This is a genomic window from Micromonospora sp. B11E3, from assembly GCF_039871625.1.
Classification (GTDB): domain Bacteria; phylum Actinomycetota; class Actinomycetes; order Mycobacteriales; family Micromonosporaceae; genus Micromonospora.
This window is the reverse complement of record NZ_JBDPMC010000053.1, coordinates 1-22,243: the sequence shown is the minus strand read 5'-3', so window position 1 is coordinate 22,243 and position 22,243 is coordinate 1. Positions and strand designations below refer to the sequence as shown.

Annotated in this window: 22 protein-coding genes and 1 pseudogene; 11 read left to right on the top strand and 12 right to left on the bottom strand. The window is 74.4% G+C overall.

Going from position 1 to position 22,243, the window contains the following annotated elements; translation table 11 throughout:
- Window positions 1-34: 34 nt before the first annotated feature.
- Together ABGB16_RS23250 and ABGB16_RS23245 are read right to left on the bottom strand one after the other, a co-directional pair.
- Window positions 35-937, bottom strand: coding sequence for a GNAT family N-acetyltransferase (locus tag ABGB16_RS23250; RefSeq protein ID WP_347670208.1), 903 nt, complete (start codon window positions 935-937; stop codon window positions 35-37).
- A gap of 187 nt (window positions 938-1,124) precedes the next feature.
- Window positions 1,125-1,811, bottom strand: a complete 687-nt coding sequence (locus ABGB16_RS23245; RefSeq protein ID WP_347670239.1) for a nucleotidyltransferase domain-containing protein — start codon at window positions 1,809-1,811, stop codon at window positions 1,125-1,127.
- 77 nt (window positions 1,812-1,888) lie between these two features.
- Here ABGB16_RS23245 and ABGB16_RS23240 point away from each other — a divergent pair, with 77 nt between their 5' ends.
- Window positions 1,889-2,806: an SDR family oxidoreductase gene (locus ABGB16_RS23240; protein ID WP_347670207.1), complete on the top strand. Its 918-nt coding sequence runs from the start codon at window positions 1,889-1,891 to the stop codon at window positions 2,804-2,806.
- Between the two features lie 91 nt (window positions 2,807-2,897).
- Here the strand turns inward: ABGB16_RS23240 and ABGB16_RS23235 are convergent, their stop codons facing one another.
- Window positions 2,898-3,884 (bottom strand): YafY family protein, encoded by a 987-nt coding sequence (locus tag ABGB16_RS23235; protein WP_347670206.1) that lies wholly within the window; start codon window positions 3,882-3,884, stop codon window positions 2,898-2,900.
- Between the two features lie 51 nt (window positions 3,885-3,935).
- Between ABGB16_RS23235 and ABGB16_RS23230 the strand changes: the two genes are divergently transcribed.
- From ABGB16_RS23230 to ABGB16_RS23220, 3 genes are all read left to right on the top strand, one after another.
- The gene (locus ABGB16_RS23230; protein WP_347670205.1) at window positions 3,936-4,739 is read left to right on the top strand and encodes an EI24 domain-containing protein; all 804 of its coding nucleotides are present in this window, start codon (window positions 3,936-3,938) and stop codon (window positions 4,737-4,739) included.
- A gap of 1 nt (window position 4,740) precedes the next feature.
- Complete coding sequence (locus tag ABGB16_RS23225) at window positions 4,741-5,253, top strand: O-acetyl-ADP-ribose deacetylase (RefSeq protein WP_347670204.1); 513 nt, start codon at window positions 4,741-4,743, stop codon at window positions 5,251-5,253.
- Window positions 5,254-5,442: 189 nt separating this feature from the next.
- Window positions 5,443-6,006: a hypothetical protein gene (locus ABGB16_RS23220; RefSeq protein ID WP_347670203.1), complete on the top strand. Its 564-nt coding sequence runs from the start codon at window positions 5,443-5,445 to the stop codon at window positions 6,004-6,006.
- A 7-nt stretch (window positions 6,007-6,013) separates the two neighbouring features.
- Here ABGB16_RS23220 and ABGB16_RS23215 read toward each other — a convergent pair whose 3' ends face one another.
- The 5 genes and pseudogenes from ABGB16_RS23215 to ABGB16_RS23195 all read right to left on the bottom strand — a co-directional run bounded on the left by ABGB16_RS23215 (window position 6,014) and on the right by ABGB16_RS23195 (window position 9,674).
- Window positions 6,014-6,850 (bottom strand): GNAT family N-acetyltransferase, encoded by an 837-nt coding sequence (locus tag ABGB16_RS23215; RefSeq protein ID WP_347670238.1) that lies wholly within the window; start codon window positions 6,848-6,850, stop codon window positions 6,014-6,016.
- Window positions 6,851-6,900: 50 nt separating this feature from the next.
- Complete coding sequence (locus ABGB16_RS23210) at window positions 6,901-7,347, bottom strand: RidA family protein (protein ID WP_347670202.1); 447 nt, start codon at window positions 7,345-7,347, stop codon at window positions 6,901-6,903.
- 42 nt (window positions 7,348-7,389) lie between these two features.
- Window positions 7,390-8,397, bottom strand: coding sequence for a LacI family DNA-binding transcriptional regulator (locus ABGB16_RS23205; protein WP_347670201.1), 1,008 nt, complete (start codon window positions 8,395-8,397; stop codon window positions 7,390-7,392).
- 20 nt (window positions 8,398-8,417) lie between these two features.
- Window positions 8,418-8,721 (bottom strand): annotated as a pseudogene (locus ABGB16_RS23200) (family 1 glycosylhydrolase); the annotation flags it as partial.
- A 194-nt stretch (window positions 8,722-8,915) separates the two neighbouring features.
- Window positions 8,916-9,674: a maleylpyruvate isomerase family mycothiol-dependent enzyme gene (locus ABGB16_RS23195; protein WP_347670200.1), complete on the bottom strand. Its 759-nt coding sequence runs from the start codon at window positions 9,672-9,674 to the stop codon at window positions 8,916-8,918.
- Window positions 9,675-9,742: 68 nt separating this feature from the next.
- Between ABGB16_RS23195 and ABGB16_RS23190 the strand changes: the two genes are divergently transcribed.
- Complete coding sequence (locus tag ABGB16_RS23190; protein WP_347670199.1) at window positions 9,743-10,834, top strand: UDP-N-acetylmuramate dehydrogenase; 1,092 nt, start codon at window positions 9,743-9,745, stop codon at window positions 10,832-10,834.
- Between the two features lie 92 nt (window positions 10,835-10,926).
- Here ABGB16_RS23190 and ABGB16_RS23185 read toward each other — a convergent pair whose 3' ends face one another.
- The gene (locus ABGB16_RS23185; protein WP_347670198.1) at window positions 10,927-11,706 is read right to left on the bottom strand and encodes a class I SAM-dependent methyltransferase; all 780 of its coding nucleotides are present in this window, start codon (window positions 11,704-11,706) and stop codon (window positions 10,927-10,929) included.
- Window positions 11,706-12,482: an SDR family oxidoreductase gene (locus ABGB16_RS23180; protein WP_347670197.1), complete on the bottom strand. Its 777-nt coding sequence runs from the start codon at window positions 12,480-12,482 to the stop codon at window positions 11,706-11,708. Before ABGB16_RS23180 ends, ABGB16_RS23185 begins: the two co-directional genes overlap by 1 nt.
- Before the next feature lie 274 nt (window positions 12,483-12,756).
- Between ABGB16_RS23180 and mshA the strand changes: the two genes are divergently transcribed.
- The 3 genes from mshA (at window position 12,757) to ABGB16_RS23165 (ending at window position 15,905) form a co-directional block, all read left to right on the top strand.
- Window positions 12,757-14,121 (top strand): D-inositol-3-phosphate glycosyltransferase, encoded by a 1,365-nt coding sequence (gene mshA, locus ABGB16_RS23175; protein WP_347670196.1) that lies wholly within the window; start codon window positions 12,757-12,759, stop codon window positions 14,119-14,121.
- 55 nt (window positions 14,122-14,176) lie between these two features.
- The gene (locus ABGB16_RS23170; RefSeq protein ID WP_347670195.1) at window positions 14,177-14,728 is read left to right on the top strand and encodes a YbjN domain-containing protein; all 552 of its coding nucleotides are present in this window, start codon (window positions 14,177-14,179) and stop codon (window positions 14,726-14,728) included.
- 190 nt (window positions 14,729-14,918) lie between these two features.
- Complete coding sequence (locus ABGB16_RS23165) at window positions 14,919-15,905, top strand: hypothetical protein (protein WP_347670237.1); 987 nt, start codon at window positions 14,919-14,921, stop codon at window positions 15,903-15,905.
- Between the two features lie 512 nt (window positions 15,906-16,417).
- On the opposite strand, the gene ABGB16_RS23160 is transcribed toward ABGB16_RS23165, so the two are convergent.
- Window positions 16,418-17,815 carry an MFS transporter gene (locus ABGB16_RS23160; RefSeq protein WP_347670194.1) on the bottom strand — a complete coding sequence of 466 codons (1,398 nt, stop codon included), beginning with the start codon at window positions 17,813-17,815 and terminating at the stop codon, window positions 16,418-16,420.
- Between the two features lie 149 nt (window positions 17,816-17,964).
- Here ABGB16_RS23160 and ABGB16_RS23155 point away from each other — a divergent pair, with 149 nt between their 5' ends.
- On the top strand, window positions 17,965-18,732 hold the full coding sequence (locus tag ABGB16_RS23155; RefSeq protein ID WP_347670193.1) for a phosphoglyceromutase: 768 nt from the start codon (window positions 17,965-17,967) through the stop codon (window positions 18,730-18,732).
- Window positions 18,733-18,777: 45 nt separating this feature from the next.
- Here the strand turns inward: ABGB16_RS23155 and phoU are convergent, their stop codons facing one another.
- Entirely contained in the window at window positions 18,778-19,431 is a 654-nt protein-coding gene (gene phoU, locus ABGB16_RS23150) for a phosphate signaling complex protein PhoU (protein WP_347670192.1), read from the bottom strand.
- Window positions 19,432-19,643: 212 nt separating this feature from the next.
- Between phoU and ABGB16_RS23145 the strand changes: the two genes are divergently transcribed.
- Entirely contained in the window at window positions 19,644-20,924 is a 1,281-nt protein-coding gene (locus tag ABGB16_RS23145; protein ID WP_347670191.1) for an ATP-binding protein, read from the top strand.
- Window positions 20,925-20,944: 20 nt separating this feature from the next.
- Window positions 20,945-21,628, top strand: coding sequence for a response regulator transcription factor (locus ABGB16_RS23140; protein WP_347670190.1), 684 nt, complete (start codon window positions 20,945-20,947; stop codon window positions 21,626-21,628).
- The last annotated feature ends 615 nt before the right edge of the window (window positions 21,629-22,243 follow it).

Below are 22,243 nucleotides of genomic sequence, written 5' to 3'. Positions count from 1 at the left end.
GCGCCGGGAGCCGTGGCTCAGGCCGACCGTGGGATCAGACCAGGTCGACGCGTTCCCGCTCGATCGGATAGCCGGCCCGTTCGAAGGTGGCGGCCATCGGGTGGTTGGTCTGGTCGGTGGCCGCCACGACCTCCGTCGCGCCGGCCTCGACCAGCAGCCGGGTCGCCTCGACCAGCAGGTCGTACGCGTAGCCGTGCCCGCGCTGCTCGGGCACCACGCCGACGAAGCCGACAATCGGGACGCTGTGGTTGCGGGCCGGCACGGTCAGGCCCACCAGCTCGCCGTCCGGCGTCCAGGCGAGCCGCCACCAGCCGCGCGGGCTGGGCAGCCAGCGCAGCAGGTCCAGCTCCTCCCGCGCGGCGGCGTCCGGCCCCGACGTGGCGACGGTGTGCCGGGTGTGCGCGTCCAGGCTGCCCTCGCCGATGCGGCGGAGCACGTCCAGCACGACCGCGTCGTCCGGCTCCGGGCGGAACTCCAGCCGGCCGGGCCGGTCGGGCAGCCCGCGGTCCGGGGCCCAGCGGTACCGGTACCGCCACACCAGCACGGACATGCCGGCCTCGGTGGCCGCCGCGATCCGGGCCTCGGCCTGGGCGCGGGCCGTCGGGTCGTCGCGCCACCCGACCGGCAGCGAGATCGAGTACTCGGCCCGCAGCGGCGCGGCACGGAGCAGCCGGACCGCCGCGTCGGCGTCGGTGAAGTCGAACCAGTCGAGCGCCAGCGGGTGGTCGTCGTCCGGCCCGCCCCACCAGGCCGCGCGGGCCACGACGGCGCCGTCGCGCAGCGCGACCCAGCTCCACTCGGGGCGGTACTGGCCGCCGGCGACCATGTCGAGGTACGTCTCGCCGAACGCGGCGCGCCCGACGAGACCGGGGTCGGCCAGGGAGTCGAACAGTTTCTCCTCGCCCGCGACGAGCGGGCGGATGACCAGGTCGGTCATGGGTTCCCTTCGGGATGCGGGTGCTCCCGTCAGGACGCCCGCGTCCTCGTGACCGGGTGGGAGCACAGGAATGTCGTGACGGACACGGTGCTCACCTCCCTGCGGTCGTCGAGGACGTCCGGGCAGCGTACCGACCGGGTGCCGCGACCGCACCGCAATTCCGCGGTGCCGCTACAGGAGCAGGGCCTCAGCGGCGGGCCGGCTCCGGCGGCAGGTGGGCGGCCCGCACGTCGAGCAGCCAGCGCTCCACGGTCTCCTCGTCGGGCCGGTCCGGCAGCGGCGTACGGATCCCGTCGAAGTCCCGCTCCGCCGCCGCGACCAGCGCCTTCGCCTCGTCGAGCGCGCCGCCGGCGACCCGATCCCCGAAGGCGTGGAACCACTGCGGGTCGGCCAGCCGGATCTCCAGCACCCCGGTCGCGTAGAGCACCCGCCCCTGGTGCAGCAGCCGGGCCAGGTGCCGGGCGTGCTTCGCCGAGCGCCGCCGGCCACCGATGCCGGAGTCGCGGGCCGTCAGCTTCCGGAACTGCTGCGTGGCGTACCCGAGGTAGGCGTCCCGGACGCGGGGCGCGCTCAGGAACGCCGACCGGATGGCGATCAGCCGCTCGCCGAACTCCGTCCGGGCCTCGTAGCACTCCGCCGGCAGCCACATCAGCTCGGTCGCCGTCGGGTTGCCGCTCAGCGCGAGGCGGGCGTACTTCGCGCACTCGTGCAGGGTGACGTCCGGGTCGGTGGTGACCACCGACTCCCGGGGCGGGTGCAGGCCGTGGAAGGCGACCGTCGGCGCGGCGAACACCCCGATCCGGTCGACGTCCGAGCCGGGGCCGGCCAGCCCGTACGCGACCGAGCCGACGATGCCGGAGAGCAGCAGGTGCATGCCGGTGAGCATGCCGCAGCACACCCGTCCGCGAAACCGGACTTCGGCTGTCAGGTATTGCTGACAGGCTCGGCCGCATGACGACGAAACCCCTGACAGGGAAGATCGCGCTCGTCGCCGGGGCGACGCGGGGCGCCGGCCGGCAGATCGCGGTGCAGCTCGGGGCGGCCGGGGCGACCGTCTACGCCACCGGGCGCAGCAGCCGGGAAGGCCGGTCCGAGATGGACCGGCCGGAGACCATCGAGGAGACCGCCGAGCTGGTCACCGCCGCCGGTGGCACCGGCATCGCGGTACGGGTCGACCACCTCGTCCCCGAGCAGGTCCGCGACCTGGTCGCCCGCATCGACGCCGAGCAGGGCCGGCTGGACGTGCTGGTCAACGACATCTGGGGCAGCGACCCGCTGATCACCTGGGAGAAGCCGGTGTGGGAGCAGCCGCTGGACGCCGGCTTCCGCACCCTGCGGCTGGCGGTCGACACCCACATCGTCACCAGCCACTTCGCCCTGCCGCTGCTGATCCGCAACCGCGGCGGGCTGGTGGTGGAGGTCGGCGACGGCACCCGGGAGTACAACGACAGTCACTACCGGCTGTCGGTCTTCTACGACCTGGCCAAGACCTGCGTTAACCGGCTCGCCTTCACTCAGGCCCACGAGCTGGAGCCGCACGGCGGCACGGCCGTGGCGCTCACCCCGGGCTGGATCCGGTCCGAGTCGATGCTGGAGCACTTCGGGGTCACCGAGGAGAACTGGCGCGACGGCGCGGCCAAGGATCCGCACTTCCTCATCTCGGAGACCCCGGCGTACGTCGGGCGGGCCGTCGCCGCGCTCGCCGCGGACGAGAACCGGGCCCGCTGGAACGGCAAGTCCCTGTCCAGCGGCGAGCTGGCCCGGGTGTACGGCTTCACCGACCTCGACGGCAGCCAGCCGGACGGCTTCCGGTACATCGTGGAGGTCGTCGAGGCCGGGAAGCCGGCCGACGTCACCGGCTACCGCTGACCGTCCCGGCCGGCCTCGGCCGCGCCGGCCGGGCCGGCCCGGTGGTGCGTCGCCGGCCAGTCAACCCTGCCCGTGGGCCGCTGCCCGCCCGTCAACCCGTCCCGCCCGGCTCGCCGTACAGCGCGGCGAGCCGGGCGGCGGCCCCCGCCAGCCGTTCGCGCAGCCCCGGCGGATCCAGCACCTCCACCTCCGGCCCGAGCCGCAGCAGCAGGTCGTACGCCACCTCGGCCGACTCCACCGGAAGCCGGGTGACCACCCAGCCGTCCCCGTCGGGCTCGCCGGCGGCGCGCGTCGCCTCGTCGTACGCGAAGGGGGCCTCCGCCACCCAGCGCAGCGCGCGCAGGCCGGCGGGGCTGAGCCGGACGGTGGCCTCGGCCCGGAGCATGCTCCGCAGGAACGCCTCGGCCTGCTCCCGCCAGTATCCGCCCAGGTCGAAGGCGTCGTCCCGGTCGAACGTCTCCTCGCCCGCCGCCACCTCGACGACCCGGTCCACGCGGTAGGTGCGCATCCCGTCGCCGACCCGGCCGACCAGGTACCAGACGCCGCTCTTGAGCACCAGCCCGTACGGCTCGACCCGCCGGACGACCTCCCGATCGCCGCGCCGGTAGCGTAGTTCGACCACCCGGTCCCGCCATACCGCGCGGGCCAGCTCGGCCAGCCACGGCGGCGGCGTCGCGTCCCGGAACCAGCCCGGCACGTCCAGGTGGAACCGCTGGCCCGTGCGGGCCGGGGCGTCGCGCAGCGCGGGCGGCAGCGCGGCCAGCACCTTCAGCTCGGCCGAGGCGACCGCGTCGGCGAGCCCCATGTCCCCGGCCGGCCCGGGAAGCCCGGCCAGGAACAGCGCCTCCGCCTCGTCGCGGGTGAGCCCGGTCAGCCGGGTCCGGTACCCGCCGAGCAGCCGGTAGCCGCCGGCCCGGCCCCGGTCGGCGTACACCGGCACCCCGGCGGCGGACAGCGCCAGCACGTCCCGGTACACCGTCCGCTCGGAGACCTCCAACTCCCGCGCCAGTTCGGCGGCCGTCATCGTCTCCCGGGACTGGAGCAGCAGCACCAAGGAGATCAACCGCGAGGCCCGCACCCGCCCATTGTGTCCGGCCGGGTTGGGCCGCGGCGGTTAGGCTCTGCGGTCGTGGACACCGCCAGCAGTATCGCCGCGCCCGTGACCAGCGCCGTACGCCGGTTCTTCGCCGGGGTGGGGCTCCTGCTGCGCGGCATCGGCCTGTACGTCCGCAGCCCCGGCATGATGCTGCTCGGGGTCGTCCCGGCGCTGATCTCCGGGGTGCTCTTCGTGGGGGCGTTCGCCACCCTGGTCTACTTCGTGGACGACCTGGCCGCGCTGGTGACGCCGTTCGCCGACGACTGGTCGACCACCGCCCGCAGCCTGGTCCGGGTGGTCGCCGGGCTGGCCCTCCTCGGGCTCGCCGCGCTGCTCGGGGTGCTCACCTTCACCGCGGTCACCCTGGCCATCGGCGACCCGTTCTACGAGAAGATCTCCGAGCTGGTGGACGGCCGGTACGGCGGCACCCCCGGCGAGGTGGACGTGCCGTTCTGGGCGTCGCTGCGGCGCAGCGTCGTCGACTCGCTGCGGCTCGTCGCGATCTCGGTGCTGGTCGGCATCCCGCTCTTCGCGGCCGGATTCATCCCGGTGGTCGGTCAGACGGTCGTACCGGTGATCGGGGCGGCGATCGGCGGCTGGTTCCTCGCGTTGGAGCTGGCGGGGGCGCCGTTCTACCGTCGGGGCATGCGGCTGCCGGAGCGCCGGGCGCTGCTGAAGGCGGACCGGCCCACCACCCTCGGCTTCGGGGTGGCCGTCTTCGTCTGCTTCCTCATCCCGCTCGGCGCGGTACTGGTCATGCCGGCCGCGGTGGCGGGCGCCACGCTGCTCGCCCGTCGGTCGCTCGGCCAGCCCATCGAGTCCGCCCAGGGGCGCTGACATGGAGATCACCCTGGTCGAGGGGGACATCACGGCCCAGCGGGTCGACGCGATCGTCAACGCGGCCAACTCGTCGCTGCTCGGGGGCGGAGGAGTGGACGGCGCGATCCACCGGCGCGGCGGGCCGGCCATCCTGGCCGAGTGCCGGGCGCTGCGCGCGTCCCGGTACGGCCGGGGGCTGCCGACCGGCCAGGCGGTCGCCACCACCGCCGGCGACCTGCCGGCCCGCTGGGTGGTGCACACGGTCGGCCCGGTGTACTCGTCCACCGAGGACCGGTCGGCGCTGCTGCGCGACTGCTACGCCAACAGCCTCGCCGTCGCCGACGGGCTGGGCGCGGCCACCGTGGCCTTCCCCCTGATCTCGGCCGGCGTGTACGGCTGGCCGGTCTCCGACGCCGTACGCCAGGCGCTCGCCGTGCTGCGGGCCGCCTCCCCGTCGGGCGTCACGGAGTCCCGCCTGGTCCTCTTCGGAACCCCGACGTACGAGGTGGCCCGCCGCCTCACCACCCCCTGACCCCCGCCCCGCCCCGCCCCGGCGAGTCGACAACTTCGGGGAAGATGCTGCTCGCGGCGGCCGACAGCCGGCATCTTCCCTGAAGTTGTGCAGATCTTGGAGTGGCGAGCGGGCGGCAGGAGAGCCGGGGAATCGGGCGAAACCGGTAATATCGGGTGCGGAGGGTGTGGATCCCGATAGGAGTCGCCAGTGGATGTCACGCGGGTGAGGTGGGCGGTCAGGGCGACGGCGGCCGGCCTGGCCGTGCTCGGGGCCGCCGGGCTGGTCCGGGGCGAGCCGCGGCCGGCGCCCGCCGCAGCCCACGTCGCCGCGACGCCCACCGGGAGCACGGTCGCGTCGCCCACGCCGGGCATGGCCGCTGCGTTGCCCGCGTGGCCGCCACCCGGCCCGCGTACCCTGATCGAGATCGGTCCCGGGCAGGTGCCGGCGCGGGCGGGTACGCGCGAGCCAGTCTGCTCGCCCGGCCTGGGCGGCGGGCCCCTGCCCGGCGAGGACGTCTGGGCCTTCGGCCTGCCCGCAGACGGCGCCACGGCCCGGTTCCTCGCGGTGACGCCCCTGTTCGCCACCCCGGACGGGGGCTCGGTGGCCCTGGCGCTGCCCAGCGAGGGCGGCGTGATCGCGGACGACCGGGGCGCCAGCGTGGCGTGGGTGAGCGTGCCCGCCGGCTGGACCCTGGTGGGCGCGACGGCGACGGTCGCCGGGGACGTCGACCACTTCGCGCTCGCTGGACTCTGCCCGGCGCGCGCGGCCTGAGTGTCGGTCACCCACTCCACAGGCAGGACCACTGGCTGGCGATCGGCCGGTATCCGAGCCCTGCGTTGATCGCCAGCATCGGCGCGTTCGCCGCGTCGTTCGAGGTGTACGCGACGCGGACGCCCCCGGCGGCGGCCCGGTGCAGGGCGACCGTCTTCGCCAGGCGGGCGAGCCCCCGGCCCCGGTGTTCGGGGACGGTGGCGGTGTAGTCCGACCACATCCGGTCCCCGTCCCGCTTGACCAGGCTGAGCGCGACCACCGCCCCGCCGGCCACGACCGCGACGCTCGCCTCCCGGTCCAGGCCGAGGTTGTCCCACACCTCGTACCGGAAGCTCTCGTAGCTGATGTTGTTTATCGGCACGTCGCCGGGCTCGTCGGCCGCTGCGGCGCGGTCGGCGAGGTACAGCGCGTACGGGTCGAGGTCGGTCAGCGGGAGCAGTCGCACGTGCGGGGGCGCGGCCGGCGGTGGCGGCACGGAGCGGAGTTCCAGCGCCGAGAAGCGCAGCTCACGGCTCGGCGCGAAGCCGTGTCGACGGGCGAAGGGCAGGGCGTCGGGCAGCGCCCAGCCGCGCAGTCGGCGGACGCCGAGCGGGGTCAGGTGGTCGATCGCCGCGCCCAGCAGCGCCGTGCCGATGCCGCTGCCGCGATGCGCGGGGTGGACGTGCAGCAGCGACACGTCGCCGAACCCCGCCTCGGACGTCCGGCCCGCGCGGTACGCCGACACCCAGCCAACCACCTCACCGGCCACCTCCGCCACGAAGGCCGTCCAGTCCTCGCCCGGCGAGGGCTCGGCGATCATCTGACGGGTCGAGGCGACGCCCCGCACGACGTACGGATGCACCATCGCCCGCAGCGCCACCACGGCGGGCGCGTCCGCGGGCCGGGCGGCGCGGATCACCGGTCCGACCCCGGTGTCGATGTCCGGGGCGGCTCCGGGTCGCGGACGGCGGCGACCGCCTCCACCTCCACGAGTTGGTCGGGGTAGCCGAGCACGGCCACCCCGAGCAGGGTGCTGGGCGGGTCATGGTCGCCGAACGCGTCCCGGACCACCTCCCAGACCGCCACCAGGTCGGCCCGCCGGCCGGACGCCACGTACACGGTGGTCTTCACGACGTCGGCGAGGCGGGCCCCGGCCGCGGCGAGCGCGGTCTCCAGGTTGACCATCACCTGCCGGGCCTGCGCCGACGGGTCGCCCGGCGCCACCGTACGACCCTCGGCGTCCAGCGGGCACGCCCCGGCGGTGAACACCAGCCGGGCCGGCGGGGCGACGGCCGCGGCGTAGGCGTACTCGGCGACGCCGGACAGCTCGGGTACGCGCACCAGCGCCACGGGATCGCTCATCCGCGCGACGCTAGCCGCCTCGGCGGCCCGCCGCGACGCCATTTACGCGGAGTCGCGGACCACCAGCTCCGTCGGCAGCAGCAGCGCCTGCTCCACCGTCTCGCCCGCCGCGATCCGGAGCAATTGCCGGGTCATCGCCCGGCCCAGCTTTACGATCGGCTGCCGGATCGTGGTCAGCGGCGGGTCGGTGTACGCCGCCGTCTCGATGTCGTCGAACCCGACCACCGCCACATCGTCCGGCACCCGCCGCCCCGCCTCCCGCAGCGCGCGCAGGGCCGCGTGCGCCATCAGGTCCGACGCGGCGAACACCGCGTCCAGATCGGGGTGCTCGGCGAGCAGTTGCCGCATCGCGGCGGTGCCGGACTCCCGGGTGAAGTCGCCGTACGCGACAAGCTCCGGCAGGCCGGCCGCGGCGACCGTCTCCCGGTACCCGACCAGCCGCTCGATGCCGGCGACCATGTCCCGGGGGCCGGCGATGGTGGCGATCCGCCGCCGGCCGCCGTCGATCAGGTGGCGGACGGCCCGGGCGACCCCGCCGACGTGGTCGACATCGACGTAGGGCAGCTCGGCGCCGTCCAGCGGCCGGCCGCTGCACACCACCGGGATGCCCAGCCGGGCCAGCTTGCCGGGCAGCGGGTCGGCCCCGTGCAGCGAGGCGAACAGCACCCCGTCCACGTGCCGCCCGCTCGTGTACCGCTCCACCCGGGCGTGCCCGGCCGGCGAGCCGGCCAGCATCAGCACGAGCTGCTTGTCGGCCGCCTCCAGCTCCTGGCTGACGCCCCGGATGATGCCCGGGAACACCTGGTCGTCGGAGAAGACCCGGGTGGCCGCCTCGGGCAGCACCAGGGCGATCGAGTCGGTCCGCTGGGTGACCAGGCTGCGGGCGGCCAGATTCGGTACGTACCCCAGCTCGGCCACCGCCCGGCGGACCGCCTCCTGGATCGGCTCCGCGACCGTGGTGGAACCGTTCACCACGCGGGAGACGGTCGCCCGGGACACCCCGGCGAGCCGGGCCACCGCCTCCAGGGTCGGCCGCTGCGCCGTCGTCATCGCCCGTGCTCACCGCCTCGTCACAGCCCGTTCCGGGAGATCACCTCCTGGTACCACCGGGCGCTGGACTTCGGCGTGCGCCGCTGGGTCAGGTAGTCGACGTGGACGATCCCGAACCGCTTGCGGTACCCCTCGGCCCACTCGAAGTTGTCCAGCAACGACCATACGAGATAGCCGCGCAGATCCACGCCCCGGGCGATCGCGGCGTGCGCGGCGCGCAGGTGCCCGTCGAGGTAGGCGATCCGGTCGGTGTCGTCGACGCCCCCCGTCCGGCCCCCGCGCGTCGGGGAACGCCGCGCCGTTCTCGGTGATCAGCATCGGCACCGTCGTCGCGGGCCGCGCCCTCGATCTGGTACGCCGCCGTGGCCGCGCCCCACACGAACCGGTCGGGAAATCGAAGCTCGCTCACGCACCCTCCAGGGGAAAGGAAGGGCCCCCCTTGCCCTCGGTGGAGCAGGGGCCCTGTCGACACGCGCGACCGCCCCGCGCCCGCCGCTCGGCGGGCCGGGCGGGCGGCGTCAGCCGGTGCGCAGGCCGTCGAGCAGGCTCCGGTCGCCGCTCACGCCGAGGGTGTCGAAGCTGATCCGCCCCCAGAGGGCCAGCAGCAGGTCGCTGGCCGTGCCGGTGACCTCGACCCGGGCGCGGTGCTCGTCGTGGTCGAGGATGGTGGCGGTGTCCAGCAGCGCGACGCCCTCGCCGCGCAGCCGCAGGTACCAGTCCTGGGCCGCGTCCGGCGCGCTGAGGTGCACCACCCCGTGCCACTGCCCCGGGACCCTGCGGCGGCCGGCGGGGAGCCAGGTGTCCAGCACCTCGCTCACCCCGTCGGCGGCGAGCTTGGCCTCGATCGGCTCGCCGGCGGCGACGGCGAGCTGGGCGTCCCAGCGGTGCACGGCCGTCTCGTGCGCCATCCGGCGCGGCCAGAAGGCGGCCTTCTTCGGCTGCGGCGCCCAGTTCCACGATGCCGCCTCCGGGTCGAGCCCGTCGAGGAGGGTCATCAACCGGTCGTACCCCTGCTGCCAGAACTCCAGCGGGCTGACGCCGGCGGGCGGCTCGGGCAGCCCCCGGCGGTCCGGCGGGGTCGTCACGCCGGAGCCGGCGACCGAGTGGACCCAGTGGTAGACGCCGCCGAGGTGCAGCGCCAGGTCGGCGACCGTCCAGCCGGGGCAGGAGAGCACGGGTGTCTCGGGAGGGGCCTCCGCGACGGCGGCGGCGAACACGGGACCCTCCGCCCGGAGCGCGCCGATCCAGAAATCCTTCGTGCCGTGCAGTCTGCTCATCGCGATCCTCCCGGGCGACCGGGCCACCAGTGGGTGCCGCGGCTTCCCCTCAGCCTAGGGTGAAAGGCGTGTCAGACGTTAGTGCCCAGCCCGCCGCCGAAGGCCACATCGACCACCCTGTGTCGCTGGCTGAATACACCACGTTGCGCCTCGGTGGCGCCGCGGGGCGGCTCGAGACCGCTGCCAGCGCCGAGGAGATCGTACAAAAGGTGCAGGAGGCGCGCCTGCGGGACGAGGAGGTGTTGATCCTCGCCGGGGGCAGCAACGTGGTCGTCGGCGACGCCGGCTTCCCCGGCACGGTCGTCCTGATGCGCTCCCGGGGGCTGCGGGTGGTCGCGGAGGACGGCGACGAGGTCACGGTACGGGTCGAGGCGGGCGAGCCCTGGGACGACCTGGTCGCCGCCACCGTCGCCAACGGCTGGTCCGGGCTGGAGTGCCTGTCCGGCATCCCCGGCTCGGCCGGCGCCACCCCCATCCAGAACGTCGGCGCGTACGGCCAGGAGGTGGCCGAGACGATCACCGGCGTCCACGTGTACGACCGCACCGACGGCACGGTGGGCCGGATCGACGCGGCCGACTGCGGGTTCGCGTACCGGTCGAGCGTCTTCAAGTACAGCGACCGCTGGGTGGTGCTGTCGGTCGACTTCCGGCTCGTCCGCTCTCCGCTGTCCGGCCCGGTCCGCTACGCCGAACTGGCCCGGACGCTCGGCGTCGAGGTGGGCGACCGGGTGCCCCTGGCGGACGCCCGGGCCACCGTGCTGCGGCTGCGGGCCGGCAAGGGCATGGTGCTCGACCCGGCCGATCCGGACACCCGGTCGGTGGGCTCGTTCTTCACGAACCCGGTGCTGGACCGGGAGTCGTACGAGCTGTTCCGCGGGCGGATCGCCGGCCTGGAGAAGGTGCCGCACTGGCCCGGCGCCGGCGACACGGTGAAGCTCAGCGCGGCCTGGCTGATCGAGCACGCCGGCTTCCCCAAGGGGTATGCCGGCCCGGAGGGGGTCGCCATCTCCAGCAAGCACACCCTGGCGCTCACCAACCGCAGCGGCACGGCCAGCACGGCGGCCCTGGTCGCCCTGGCCCGGGACATCCGCGACGGCGTCCACGCCCGCTTCGGCGTAACCCTCCACCCGGAACCCGTCTTGATCAACTGCACCATCTGACCCCCTCCTTCTCCGCGATCTTGCAGTTTCCGCCCAGACATAAGGCGCGAAAGCCACGAACCGGGGGCACAAAGTGCAAGATCGCGGGGGATCTAGCGGGGGGCGACCGTGGGCCAGGGGACCGTGAGTTCGCCGTGGCGCCAGCGGCGGGGGCCGTCCACGATCGGCCAGCCCGCCTCGCGGAGCGTCGACAGCGTGCGCAGCCAGCGCTGCCTCGGGCCGAAGGGGGCGTACGGGGCGGCGGTACGCCAGGCGTCGTCCAGGGCGCGGATCAGGTCGTGGACGGGCTCGCCGGGAACGTTTCGGTGGATCAGCGCCTTCGGCAGCCGTTCGGCCAGTTCGGCGGGGCCGGCCAGGGTGGTGAGCTTCGCGGCCAGGGTGAGCGTGCGGGGGCCGTCCGCGTCGATCAGCAGCCACCCGCCGAGCCGGCCCAGCTCGTCGCACGTGCCCTCGACCAGCAGCCCGCCCGGGGCCAGCCGCTCCGTGATCGCCCGCCAGGCGCCCGCGACCTCGCCCTCGTCGTACTGGCGGAGCACGTTGAACGCGCGGACCAGCGCGGGGCGCAGCCCGGCCAGCTCGAACCCGCCCCGGGCGAAGGTGAGCCACGGCGGGTCGGCGGCCGGCTGGGCGGCGGTCACGCGTACCGGATCGATCTCCAGCCCGGCGACCCGCACGTCGGCGCGGACCCCCGCCGCGAGCCGGGCCCGCAGCTCCACGGCGGTGACCGGGGTGGCGCCGTAGCCCAGGTCCACCACCAGCGGGTCGGGCGCGGACCGCAGCCGGTCGCCGCAGGTCTCGACGATCCAGTTGTCCACCCGGCGCAGCCGGTTGGGGTTCGTCGTCCCGCGGGTGACGACGCCCTGGGGCTTCATCAGCTCCGGCTGTCCGGCACCCGGTGCACCTTGTGCTGGGCGGCCTGGGCCAGCGGGCGCACCACGAGCCGGTCGACGTTGACGTGGCGCGGCCGGGTGGCGCACCACGCGATGCAGTCCGCGACGTCCTCGGCGACCAGCGGCTCGGCCACCCCGGCGTAGACCGCCGCCGCCCGATCGGCGTCGCCGTCGAAGCGGACCAGGCCGAACTCGTCGGTCCGCACCATGCCCGGGTCGATCTCGACCACCCGCACCGGCCGGCCGCACAGCTCCAGGCGCAGCGTGCCGGCGATGGCCGTCTGGGCGTGCTTGGCGGCGCTGTAGCCGCCCCCGCCCTCGTACACGACGAAGCCCGCGGTGGAGGAGACGATCACGATCGTCCCGGCCCCGGACGCCTCCAGCGCGGGCAGCAGCGCCTGGGTGACCCGGAGCGTTCCGAGGACGTTGACGTCGTACATCCACTGCCAGTCGCCCACCGAGCCGGACTCCACCGGGTCGAGCCCGCGCGCGCCGCCGGCGTTGTTGACCAGCAGGGTGACCGGCCCGGGGGCGGCCGCGGCGGCCGCGGCCAGGCCGGCGACCGACTCGTCGGACGTGACGTCGCACTCGACGGCGGTGGCCGCCCCGCCGGCCGCCTCGATCTTCGCGACCAGTTCGGCGAGCCGGTCCGTGCGGCGGGCGGCGGCGAGCACGTGGAACCCCTCGGCGGCCAGCCGGCGGGCGGTGGCGGCGCCGATCCCGCTGGAGGCGCCGGTGACGATCGCGACAGAGGTCATCGGGCCATTGTCGCCCGGCTGGCCGAGGCGGGCGCCGCCGGGCCGGCGAGCCGGGTGCCGGTGGGCCGGGCAGCCGGACGCCGCCGGGCCGGGGCACCCGGGCGCCGGTGGCCCGGAAGGTACGCCAGGAACGGGCGTGATGAGGTCCGTCACGCCCGAGGGACGCCGGCACGCATTTCCCGCGCCCGATGGGGAAGATGACACCCGGCGCGCGAGTTGACCGAGACAGCGCCGGTCGTGCGGGACGGCAGCAGCCGTGACAGAGGGAGCGGACGTGGCGGAATTGCACACCGGTGTCGGTCGTCAGCGGGGTGCCCGGCCGTGGCCGCGGCCACGGCGCATCGCCACCGTCTCGGTCCACACCTCGCCCCTGCACCTGCCCGGGACGGGCGACGCGGGCGGCATGAACGTCTACATCCTGGAGATCGCCCGCCGGCTGGCCCAGGCCGACGTCGAGGTGGAGATCTTCACCCGGGCCACCTCCGGCGACCTGCCGCCGGTGGTCGAGATGGCCCCGGGCGTGCACGTCCGGCACGTCACCGCCGGCCCGCTCGAAGGGCTGACCAAGGAGGAGCTGCCCGGGCAGCTCTGCGCGTTCACCGCCGGGGTGCTGCGCGCCGAGGCGGCCCGCCCGCCGGGCCACTACGACCTGATCCACTCCCACTACTGGCTTTCCGGGCAGGTCGGCTGGCTGGCCAAGGAGCGCTGGGGGGTGCCGCTGGTGCACACCGCGCACACCCTGGCCAAGGTGAAGAACGCGCAGCTCGCCGCCGGGGACCGGCCCGAGCCGAAGGCCCGGGTGATCGGCGAGGAACAGGTGGTGGCCGAGGCCGACCGGCTGGTCGCCAACACCCGCGTCGAGGCCCACGACCTGCTGCACCGGTACGACGCCGACCCGGCCCGGGTCGCCGTGGTGGAGCCCGGCGTGGACCTGGACCGGTTCCGCCCCGCCGCCGGGGACCGGCGCGCCGCGGCGCTCGCCGCCCGCCGCCGGCTGGGGCTGCCCACCGAGGGGTACGTGGTGGCCTTCGTCGGCCGCATCCAGCCCCTGAAGGCGCCCGACGTGCTGATCCGCGCCGCCGCCGCGCTGCGCGAGCGCGATCCCCGGCTCGCCGACGAGCTGACCGTGGTCATCGTCGGCGGCCCCAGCGGCAGCGGGCTCGACCGGCCCACCGCCCTGATCGAGCTGGCCGCCTCGCTGGGCGTCGCCGACCGGGTGCGCTTCCTGCCGCCGTGCACCGGCGACGACCTGCCGGCCGTGTACCGGGCCGCCGACCTGGTCGCGGTGCCGTCGCACAACGAGTCGTTCGGGCTGGTCGCGCTGGAGGCCCAGGCGTGCGGTACGCCGGTGCTGGCCGCCGCCGTCGGTGGCCTGGTAACCGCCGTCCAGGACCAGGTCAGCGGCGTGCTCATCGACGGCCACGACCCGGTCGACTGGGCCCGTACGCTGGCGCGCCTGCTGCCCGACCCGGTACGCCGGGCCGCGCTGGGCCGCGGGGCCCAGCTGCACGCCCGCAACTTCTCCTGGGACCGCACGGTCACCCGCCTGCTCGCCGTGTACGGCGAGGCGATCGCCGAGCACCGGGGTCGGCTGGCCAGCAGCCTCGCCGGCGACCCGGCCCTCACCTGCTCCTGGTGAGGGGCGCACTCCTGGCGAGGGGCGCACGGCAGGGCGCGCTCGTAGAGTGGGCCGGATGAGCCGGAAGAGCGAAGTGGCCGCCCTGATCGAGTCGGTCTGCGCCGAGCGGGAGCTCGCCGTCGAGTCCACGGGCGAGGCGTCGTACGCGGTCACCCTGCCGGGCACGCACAAGCTGAAGACGGTCTGCAACCTGATCGTCGGCGAGCACGCGCTGCGGATCGAGGCGTTCGTGATGCGCCAGCCGGACGAGCGGCGCGAGGAACTGTGGGCGTGGCTGTTGCAGCGCAACGCCCGGATGTACGGGGTGTCCTTCTCGATCGATGCCGTCGGCGACGTCTACCTGACCGGCCGGGTCAACCTCGCGGGGCTGGACGAGGACGAACTGGACCGCCTGCTCGGCGCCGTGCTGACGTACGCCGACGAGTCCTTCGACACCATGCTGGAGATCGGCTTCGGCACCGCCATCCGACGGGAGTGGGAGTGGCGGGTCAGCCGGGGCGAGTCGACGGCCAACCTCGCCGCGTTCGCCCACCTCTTCGAGTCATCGTCCGCCCCGAAGGCGGCAGCGGCAGGTAAGGCACCGGATGGAGGTTCGGAGCCGTCCTGACGGGTATGCCGCACCGCGCGGTGCGGCACTGGGATCGACCGCGCGCCGAGTACGGACTGTCGAGGAGCGTGAGCGTCCCATGGCTCAGCGGAACAGCTCAGGTCGCGGCGGGGCTGCGACCGCGACCAGACGGCAGGCGGGCAACCAGACCCCGGACACCCCGCAGATCTCCGAGTCGGAGATCTCCCGGATGAAGGTGGACGACATCCGCGGCCAGTTGCGGCGGCGCGGCGTCTCCGGGATCTCCGCGCTGCGCAAGCCGGAACTGGTGAAGACCCTGGCCCGGACGCTGCGCGCCGAGGGCCGCGCGGGCGGCGCGGCGCGGGGCGCGACAGGGCCGGCCGGCCGGGCCACCGGCAAGAAGGCCGCGGCCGGCGCGCGGAAGGCCGCCGGGGGCGCCCGGAAGACGACGACGGCGCGCGCCAAGGCCGCGCCGGCCCCGGCCCGCAAGGCCGCGGCGAAGAAGGCGGCTCCGGCCACGAAGGCGGCGGCGAAGAAGGCCCCCGCCAGGAAGGCCGCGGCGGCGAAGAGGGCGGCACCAGCGAAGAAGGCCGCGGCGGCGAAGAGGGCGGCGCCCGCGAAGAAGGCACCAGCGAAGAAGGCGGCGGCGAAGAAGGTGGCGCCCGCGACGAAGGCCGCGGCGAGGAAGGCGCCGCCCACGAAGAAGGCCGCGGCGAAGAAGGCCCCCGCCAGGGCGGCCGCCCCGGCGAAGAAGGCCGCGACGGCGAAGGCGACGGCGGCCGGACGCGGCCGGCGGGCCGCCGCCGCGCCGGCCCGGAGGACGGCGACCGCACCGGCGCGTACGGGCACCAGGACCGGCCCGACGTCGTCCCGGTCGGTGCGCTCCTCCCAGGTGATCACCTCGCTCCAGGACCGGCCGGAGCGCCCGGGGCGCAGCCTGGTGACGACCAACCACGACGTGATCCGGCGTTGGGCGCAGGAGCGCAACGCCCGTCCGGCCACGATCGCCGGCACGGAGCGGGAAGGTCGCCCGGGTGTGCTGACGTTCAACATGCCGGGCTACCGGGAGAGCAGCCGGGTCCGCGAGGTCAGCTGGGACGACTGGTTCCGGACGTTCGACGAGCGCCAGGTGAACCTCATCTACCAGGAGCAGATGCGGGACGGCCGGCAGAGCAACTTCTTCCGTACGGAGTCCCCGCATCGTGAGGACGCCTGAGCGTTTGCGGGAATGCGGGCCGGGTAGACGCTGTTGGCCAACGAAGAGCCCGATGAAGCGGTGACCGGTATCGGACGGCGGTGCTGTGACCGGCGAGACAGCGATCCGGGTTGAAATCCGTAATCAGGGCGAACTAACTTTATTGCACCACGCTACGCTCGGAAACGTTCGGGGGAGCGGCGGATCGATCAGATCCGTGCACGGGCGAGGCGTGGGGACGGGTGGAGCACACCGTTGGGGGACGGTGCCATCCGTTGGACCGGCGGCGCGAGCGGGCGACGCTTACGGGGGTGAGTGTCGCCCGCCGCCGCCGGGGCACGGTGCGAGCGCCCACCACGGCCCGAGGGCCGAGGTGGGCGCTTTGCGTCGGTCCGTCCGTCCCCTGGCGCGGTGCTCACGAGGCACGGCAGCGGCTCAACGAGGCTGCCCAGTGCGACAGCGCGCAACGACCAGGCGAACGTAGGCCGATACGGCACCAGGACCGCCGGGGCGGCGCGCCAGCGTGTCGCCGCTCATCGCGCCCCGGCGGGGGCGACCGGGCGCCGGCCCGGGTCGGTGGCGTCCGGGGCGTACCCAGGGGTGGCCGGCTCGATCGGCGCGGCGGGCGCGCTGGCCGCGGCCTCGGCCACCTGCGGCGCCGGGGGCCGCACCTCGCCGACCGGCTCGACCCGCGTGGCGGCCGGGCGCAGCGCGACGGCCCGCCGCTCCCGGGCCGGCCCGGAGACCAGGTGCGCGACGGCGATGAGGGCACCGACCGCCGCGCAGCCCAGCCAGAGCGTCGCGTTGCCGGCCTGCTGGCGGATCAGGCCGCCGAGGATCGGGGCGGTCGCCCCGGCGATCTGCCAGGACAGCGAGAACACGCCCTGGTACCGGCCCCGCAGGTCCGCGGGGGAGAGCTCCGCGATCAGGGTGGAGTTGGACGGCGAGTTGAGCATCTCGCCGACGGTCCAGATCAGCACGGTCACCGCGTAGAGCCAGGCGGCGTCGGCGAACGCGGTCAGGCCGAAGCCGACGCCCATCACCAGGGAGGCCAGGGCGAGCACGTGCGAGCGGCTGCGCCCCCGGATCAGCCGCGGGACGAAGAGCTGCCCGGCCACGATCAGCACCCCGTTGAGCGCGATGACCGTCCCGTACGTGGTCGGGGCGAGCCCGTCCTCGCCCATCGCGATCGGCAGCATCGAGATGTGCTGGAGGAAGACCAGCGCGGCGAGCAGGTTGAGCGCGACGAAGCCCAGGTAGACCCGGTCGGTGAGGATGGTGCGCAGCGCGCCCTGCGGGCGGACCGCCCCGGCGCCGGCCGGTACGGCCACGGCCGGGGCCGGGGCCCGGGTCTCCGGCACCTTGCGGAAGATGACCGCGGCGGTGACCACTGTGGTGGCCGCGTCGACCACGAAGAGCAGCAGGTAGCTGGCCTCGGCGGCGAGCCCGGCGAGGATCGCCGCGCTGGCGAAGCCGAGGTTGATGGCCCAGTAGTTGAGCGAGAACGCGCGCAGCCGGTCCCGCTCCGGCACCACGTCGATCATCATCGCGCCGAACGCCGGGCGGGCCGCCTCGGCGAACAGGCCGAGCAGCAGCGCCCCGGCCGCGACCGCCCAGAGGTCCCGGGCGAAGCCCAGGGTGAGCATCATGCTCGCCGCGCCGAGGTGGGCGGTGAGCAGCGTCGGCCGCCGGCCCCACCGGTCGGTGAGCGTCCCGCCCAGCGTGGTGCCGACCGCCCCGCCGACGCCCCACAGGCCGAGCACCATGCCGGCCTGGAGCTCGTCGAAGCCGCGTTCCTGGGTGAGGTAGATGGCCAGGAAGACCAGGACGAACGAGCCGAGCCGGTTGATCAGGGTGCCGGTCCACAGGTACCAGAAGGTTCTCGGTAGGCCGCCGGTGGTGTCCCGGAACCAACCCCGCATCGTGCGCACGCCCGCCCCCGCTTCGGTAATGACCGATGTATTCTCAATGCCTTACAACCTAGTGTCGGGCGGGAACGCCGGTCACCGGCTTTTCCACGTGGTGGTCGTCACGACCGGTCCCCGCGTGTCCGCGCGCGGCGTGCGGCAGGATGATCGGCATGACTGCAAGCGAGGGGCCCACCGTCGGGACGCTGGTCCTGCTGCGGCACGGCGAGAGCGACTGGAATGCCAAGAACCTCTTCACCGGCTGGGTCGACGTCGACCTGACCGCCAAGGGCGAGGCCGAGGCTCGGCGCGGCGGCGAGCTGATGCGCGAGCACAACCTGCTACCGGACGTGGTGCACACGAGCGTCCTGCGCCGGGCGATCCGCACCGCCGAGCTGGCGCTGAGCGCCGCCGACCGGCACTGGATCGCGGTGCGCCGGTCGTGGCGGCTCAACGAGCGGCACTACGGCGCCCTGCAGGGCAAGAACAAGAAGCAGACCCTCGACGAGTACGGCGAGGAGCAGTTCATGCTCTGGCGCCGCTCGTACGACACCCCGCCGCCGCCGATCGACGACAACGACGAGTGGTCGCAGGTCGGCGACCCCCGGTACGCCCTGCTGCCGACCGAACTGATGCCGCGCACCGAGTGCCTGAAGGACGTCGTCGAGCGGATGCTGCCGTACTGGTACGACTCGATCGTGCCGGACATCCTGGCGGGCCGGACGGTGCTGGTCGCCGCGCACGGCAACTCGCTGCGCGCCCTGGTCAAGCACCTCGACCAGATCAGCGACGAGGCGATCGCCAAGCTGAACATCCCGACCGGGATCCCGCTGCGCTACGACCTGGACCGGCACCTGCGCCCGCTCACCCTGGGCGGGACGTACCTCGACCCGGCCGCCGCCAAGGAGGCCGCCGCCGCGGTCGCCAACCAGGGCCGCTGACGCGACGGAGGGCTCCCGCCGCGGCGGGAGCCCTCCGTCGGATGCTCAGCCCGCCGACGGGGCGGGCTGCCCGGTGATCAGGTAGACCACGTGCTCACCGCAGTTCACCGCGTGGTCGGCGAACCGCTCGTAGAAGCGGCCGAGCAGCGTGGCGTCGATCGCCGTCTCCACCCCGTACGGCCAGTCGTCGCCGAGCAGCACCCCGAACAGGCTCTTGTGCAGGTCGTCCATGGCGTCGTCGTCGCGGTCGAGTTCGGCGGCGAGGTCGGCGTCCGGCTTGGCCAGCACCGAGCCGATCTTCACCGCCATCCGGTCCGCGATGCCCGCCATGTCCGTGAAGACCGGCCGCAGCTCCGCCGGGACGGCCGGCGACGGGTGCCGGCGCAGGGCCGTCTTGGCCACGTGGTCCGCCAGGTCGCCCATCCGCTCCAGGTCGGCGGCGACGTGCAGGGCGGTGATCATCGCCCGCAGGTCGGACGCCACCGGGGCCTGCCGGGCGAGCAGGTCGCAGACCCGCTCCTCGACGTGCCGGTACTCCTCGTCGATCTCGGTGTCCCGTTCGATCACGGTCTCGGCGGCTTTGCGGTCCGCGGTGAGCAGGGCGCGGGTCGCCTCGCGCATCGCGGCGCGGACCCCCTCCGCCATGTCCACCAGCAGCTGGCTGACGGTGTGCAGGTCGGCCCGGAACTCGTCGCGCATCATCACGTCCTGTGGTCGGTGGCCGCCGGGCCCGTCGGTCGGGGCCCGGTGCGGTGGTTGAGCAGGTGTGCGACCACCGTAGGCCGGGGGAGGTGAGCCGAGGTGAACGGCGGTGAACGACGCGGGACCGGAGAGTGAACATTGCCGAAAGCGATGATGGTTCGTCCCGTTATGGGCGGAGCCAAGGTTAACGATGACCCTACGATCGCCGCGTGGAGTGGGCGGTGACGACGGCGGTGGTCCTGGCCCTGGCGGCCGGGCTGGCCGTCGGGTCGCTGCTGCCCGCCCTCGTACGGGCGTGGCGACGCCGCGCACCCGGTGGCGGTGGCGGGGCCGGGCTCCGGCTCGGAGCCAGGGGGAGGCCCGTGGTGGTCGACGATCAGCAGACGGTTCTCTCCGGCCTCGGACGCAGGACGGTGGACTCGCTGCGGGCGGGCGTCGTGGTGCTCGGCCCCGACGACGTGCCCGTCCTCGTCAACCCGGCAGCGCGGGCGATGGGTCTGCTCCGCACCGGACCGACGCCCGGCTCGATGGCCGCGCACCCGTTGATCCGTACCCTCTCCGGGCAGGTGCGGCGGACCGGCGTGCGGCGCGAGATCGAGCTGGACCTGCCGCGCGGCCGCGACAACGCCGGCCCGGACCCGCTCGGCGTGCACCTGCGGGCGATGGCGATCGGCGGCGGGTGCGTGGCCGTGGAGGCCGTCGACGTCACCGAGTCGCACCGGCTGGCCCGGGTACGCCGGGACTTCGTGGCGAACGTCAGCCACGAGCTGAAGACGCCGATCGGCGCGCTGCAACTGCTCGCCGAGGCGCTGCTGGACGCCACCGAGCCGGCCGGCGCGGCACCCGACCTCTCCGAGGACCTGGTCGCCGCGCGCCGGTTCGCCGAGCGCATCCAGCACGAGTCGACCCGCCTGGGCCGGCTGGTGCAGGAGCTGCTGGAGCTGACCCGGCTCCAGGGGGCCGAACCGCAGCCCGCGCCGGAGCCGGTCGCCGTGGACTGGGTCGTCGCCGAGGCCGTCGACCGCACCCGCACCACCGCGGCGGCCCGCCGCGTCGAGGTGGTGACCGAGGGGGAGCGCGGCCTGACCGTGTACGGCAGCGACACCCAGATCGCCACGGCGGTGGCGAACCTGGTCGAGAACGCCGTCAACTACTCGGGCGAGGACACCAGGGTCCGGATCACCGCCCGGGCCGACGACGACCAGGTCGAGATCGCCGTCGCCGACCAGGGGATCGGCATCGCGCCGACGGACCTCGAACGGATCTTCGAGCGGTTCTACCGCGCCGACCAGGCCCGTTCCCGGGCCACGGGCGGCACCGGACTGGGCCTGGCCATCGTCAAACACATCGTGAGCAACCATGGCGGACGGGTCGAGGTGTCGAGCACTCTTGGTGGTGGGTCGACGTTCACCATCCGGCTGCCCGCCCGTCCCCCGGACGACCTCCCGCCGACATCGTCGTCCGATTCGATCGAGGCCGGTCCGGCCTGACCGTCATGAAAGGAAATGTGTTGAGCCGCGTTCTGGTGGTCGAGGACGAGGAGTCGTTCTCCGACGCCCTGTCGTACATGCTCCGCAAGGAGGGTTTCGAGGTCTCGGTCGCGGCCACCGGCCCGTCCGCCCTCACCGAGTTCGACCGGGCCGGCGCCGACATCGTGCTGCTCGACCTGATGCTGCCCGAGATGTCCGGCACCGAGGTGTGCCGGCAGCTCCGCCAGCGCTCGCACGTGCCGATCATCATGGTCACCGCGCGGGACAGCGAGATCGACAAGGTGGTCGGCCTGGAGATCGGCGCCGACGACTACGTGACCAAGCCGTACTCGCCCCGGGAGCTTGTCGCCCGGATCCGGGCCGTGCTGCGCCGGCAGAGCACCGAGGCCGCCGAGTCGGGCGCGCCGACGCTGGCCGCCGGCCCGGTGCGGATGGACATCGAGCGGCACGTGGTGACGGTCGACGGGGCCCCCGTGCAGTTGCCGCTGAAGGAGTTCGAGCTGCTGGAGTTGCTGCTGCGCAACGCCGGCCGGGTGCTCACCCGGGGGCAGCTGATCGACCGGGTCTGGGGCGCCGACTACGTGGGCGACACCAAGACCCTGGACGTGCACGTCAAGCGGCTGCGCTCGAAGGTCGAGCCGGAGCCGTCCGCGCCGCGGTTCATCGTCACCGTTCGGGGGCTGGGTTACAAGTTCGAGCCGTGACGGGCTTGATCGCGGTGGGGGGGTGGCCGCCGCGTCTTGATCGGCTCGATGTCGGCGACATGGGGTGTCCGAGGGTCTCCGGATGCCACCATGTCGGCGACATGGGGGTGGATCACCCGACCCGGGTGCGGCGATCGGCCCCGTATGTCCGGTCCGCGGTTGGGGTGTGACCGGCGTCGGGGCGGAATCGTGGCCGGGGCAGGGGTGGATGCCGGTGCCGTGATCGACTCCATGGTGGCGACATGGGGCTGTCCGAGCCCTCCGGATGCCCCGATGTCGGTGGCATGGAGTGGGTCATCCCGGCCCGGGTGCGGCGATTCGCCACCGTGTGTCTGGTTCGCGGCTGCTGCTGGTGTGATCGGCGGCATCGTGGGGGCGGAATCGTGGCCGGGGCGGGGTCGTTACACCTGACGCACGACCGAGCAGCAACCGATGCCCCGGAGGTAGCACGACGCCCCCGTCGGCTTTCCGGATCGAGGCGAGCCCTCGCCGGGTTCGGGCCGGGTGGAATGCGGGCCGGCTGCCGGTCGTTGTACATGGTCCCGGTGCCCGTGACGAGGCACTCCTTGGCCCGACCGGGCATCCCTGCCCCGCGGTCGCACCGGGCTCTTTCCC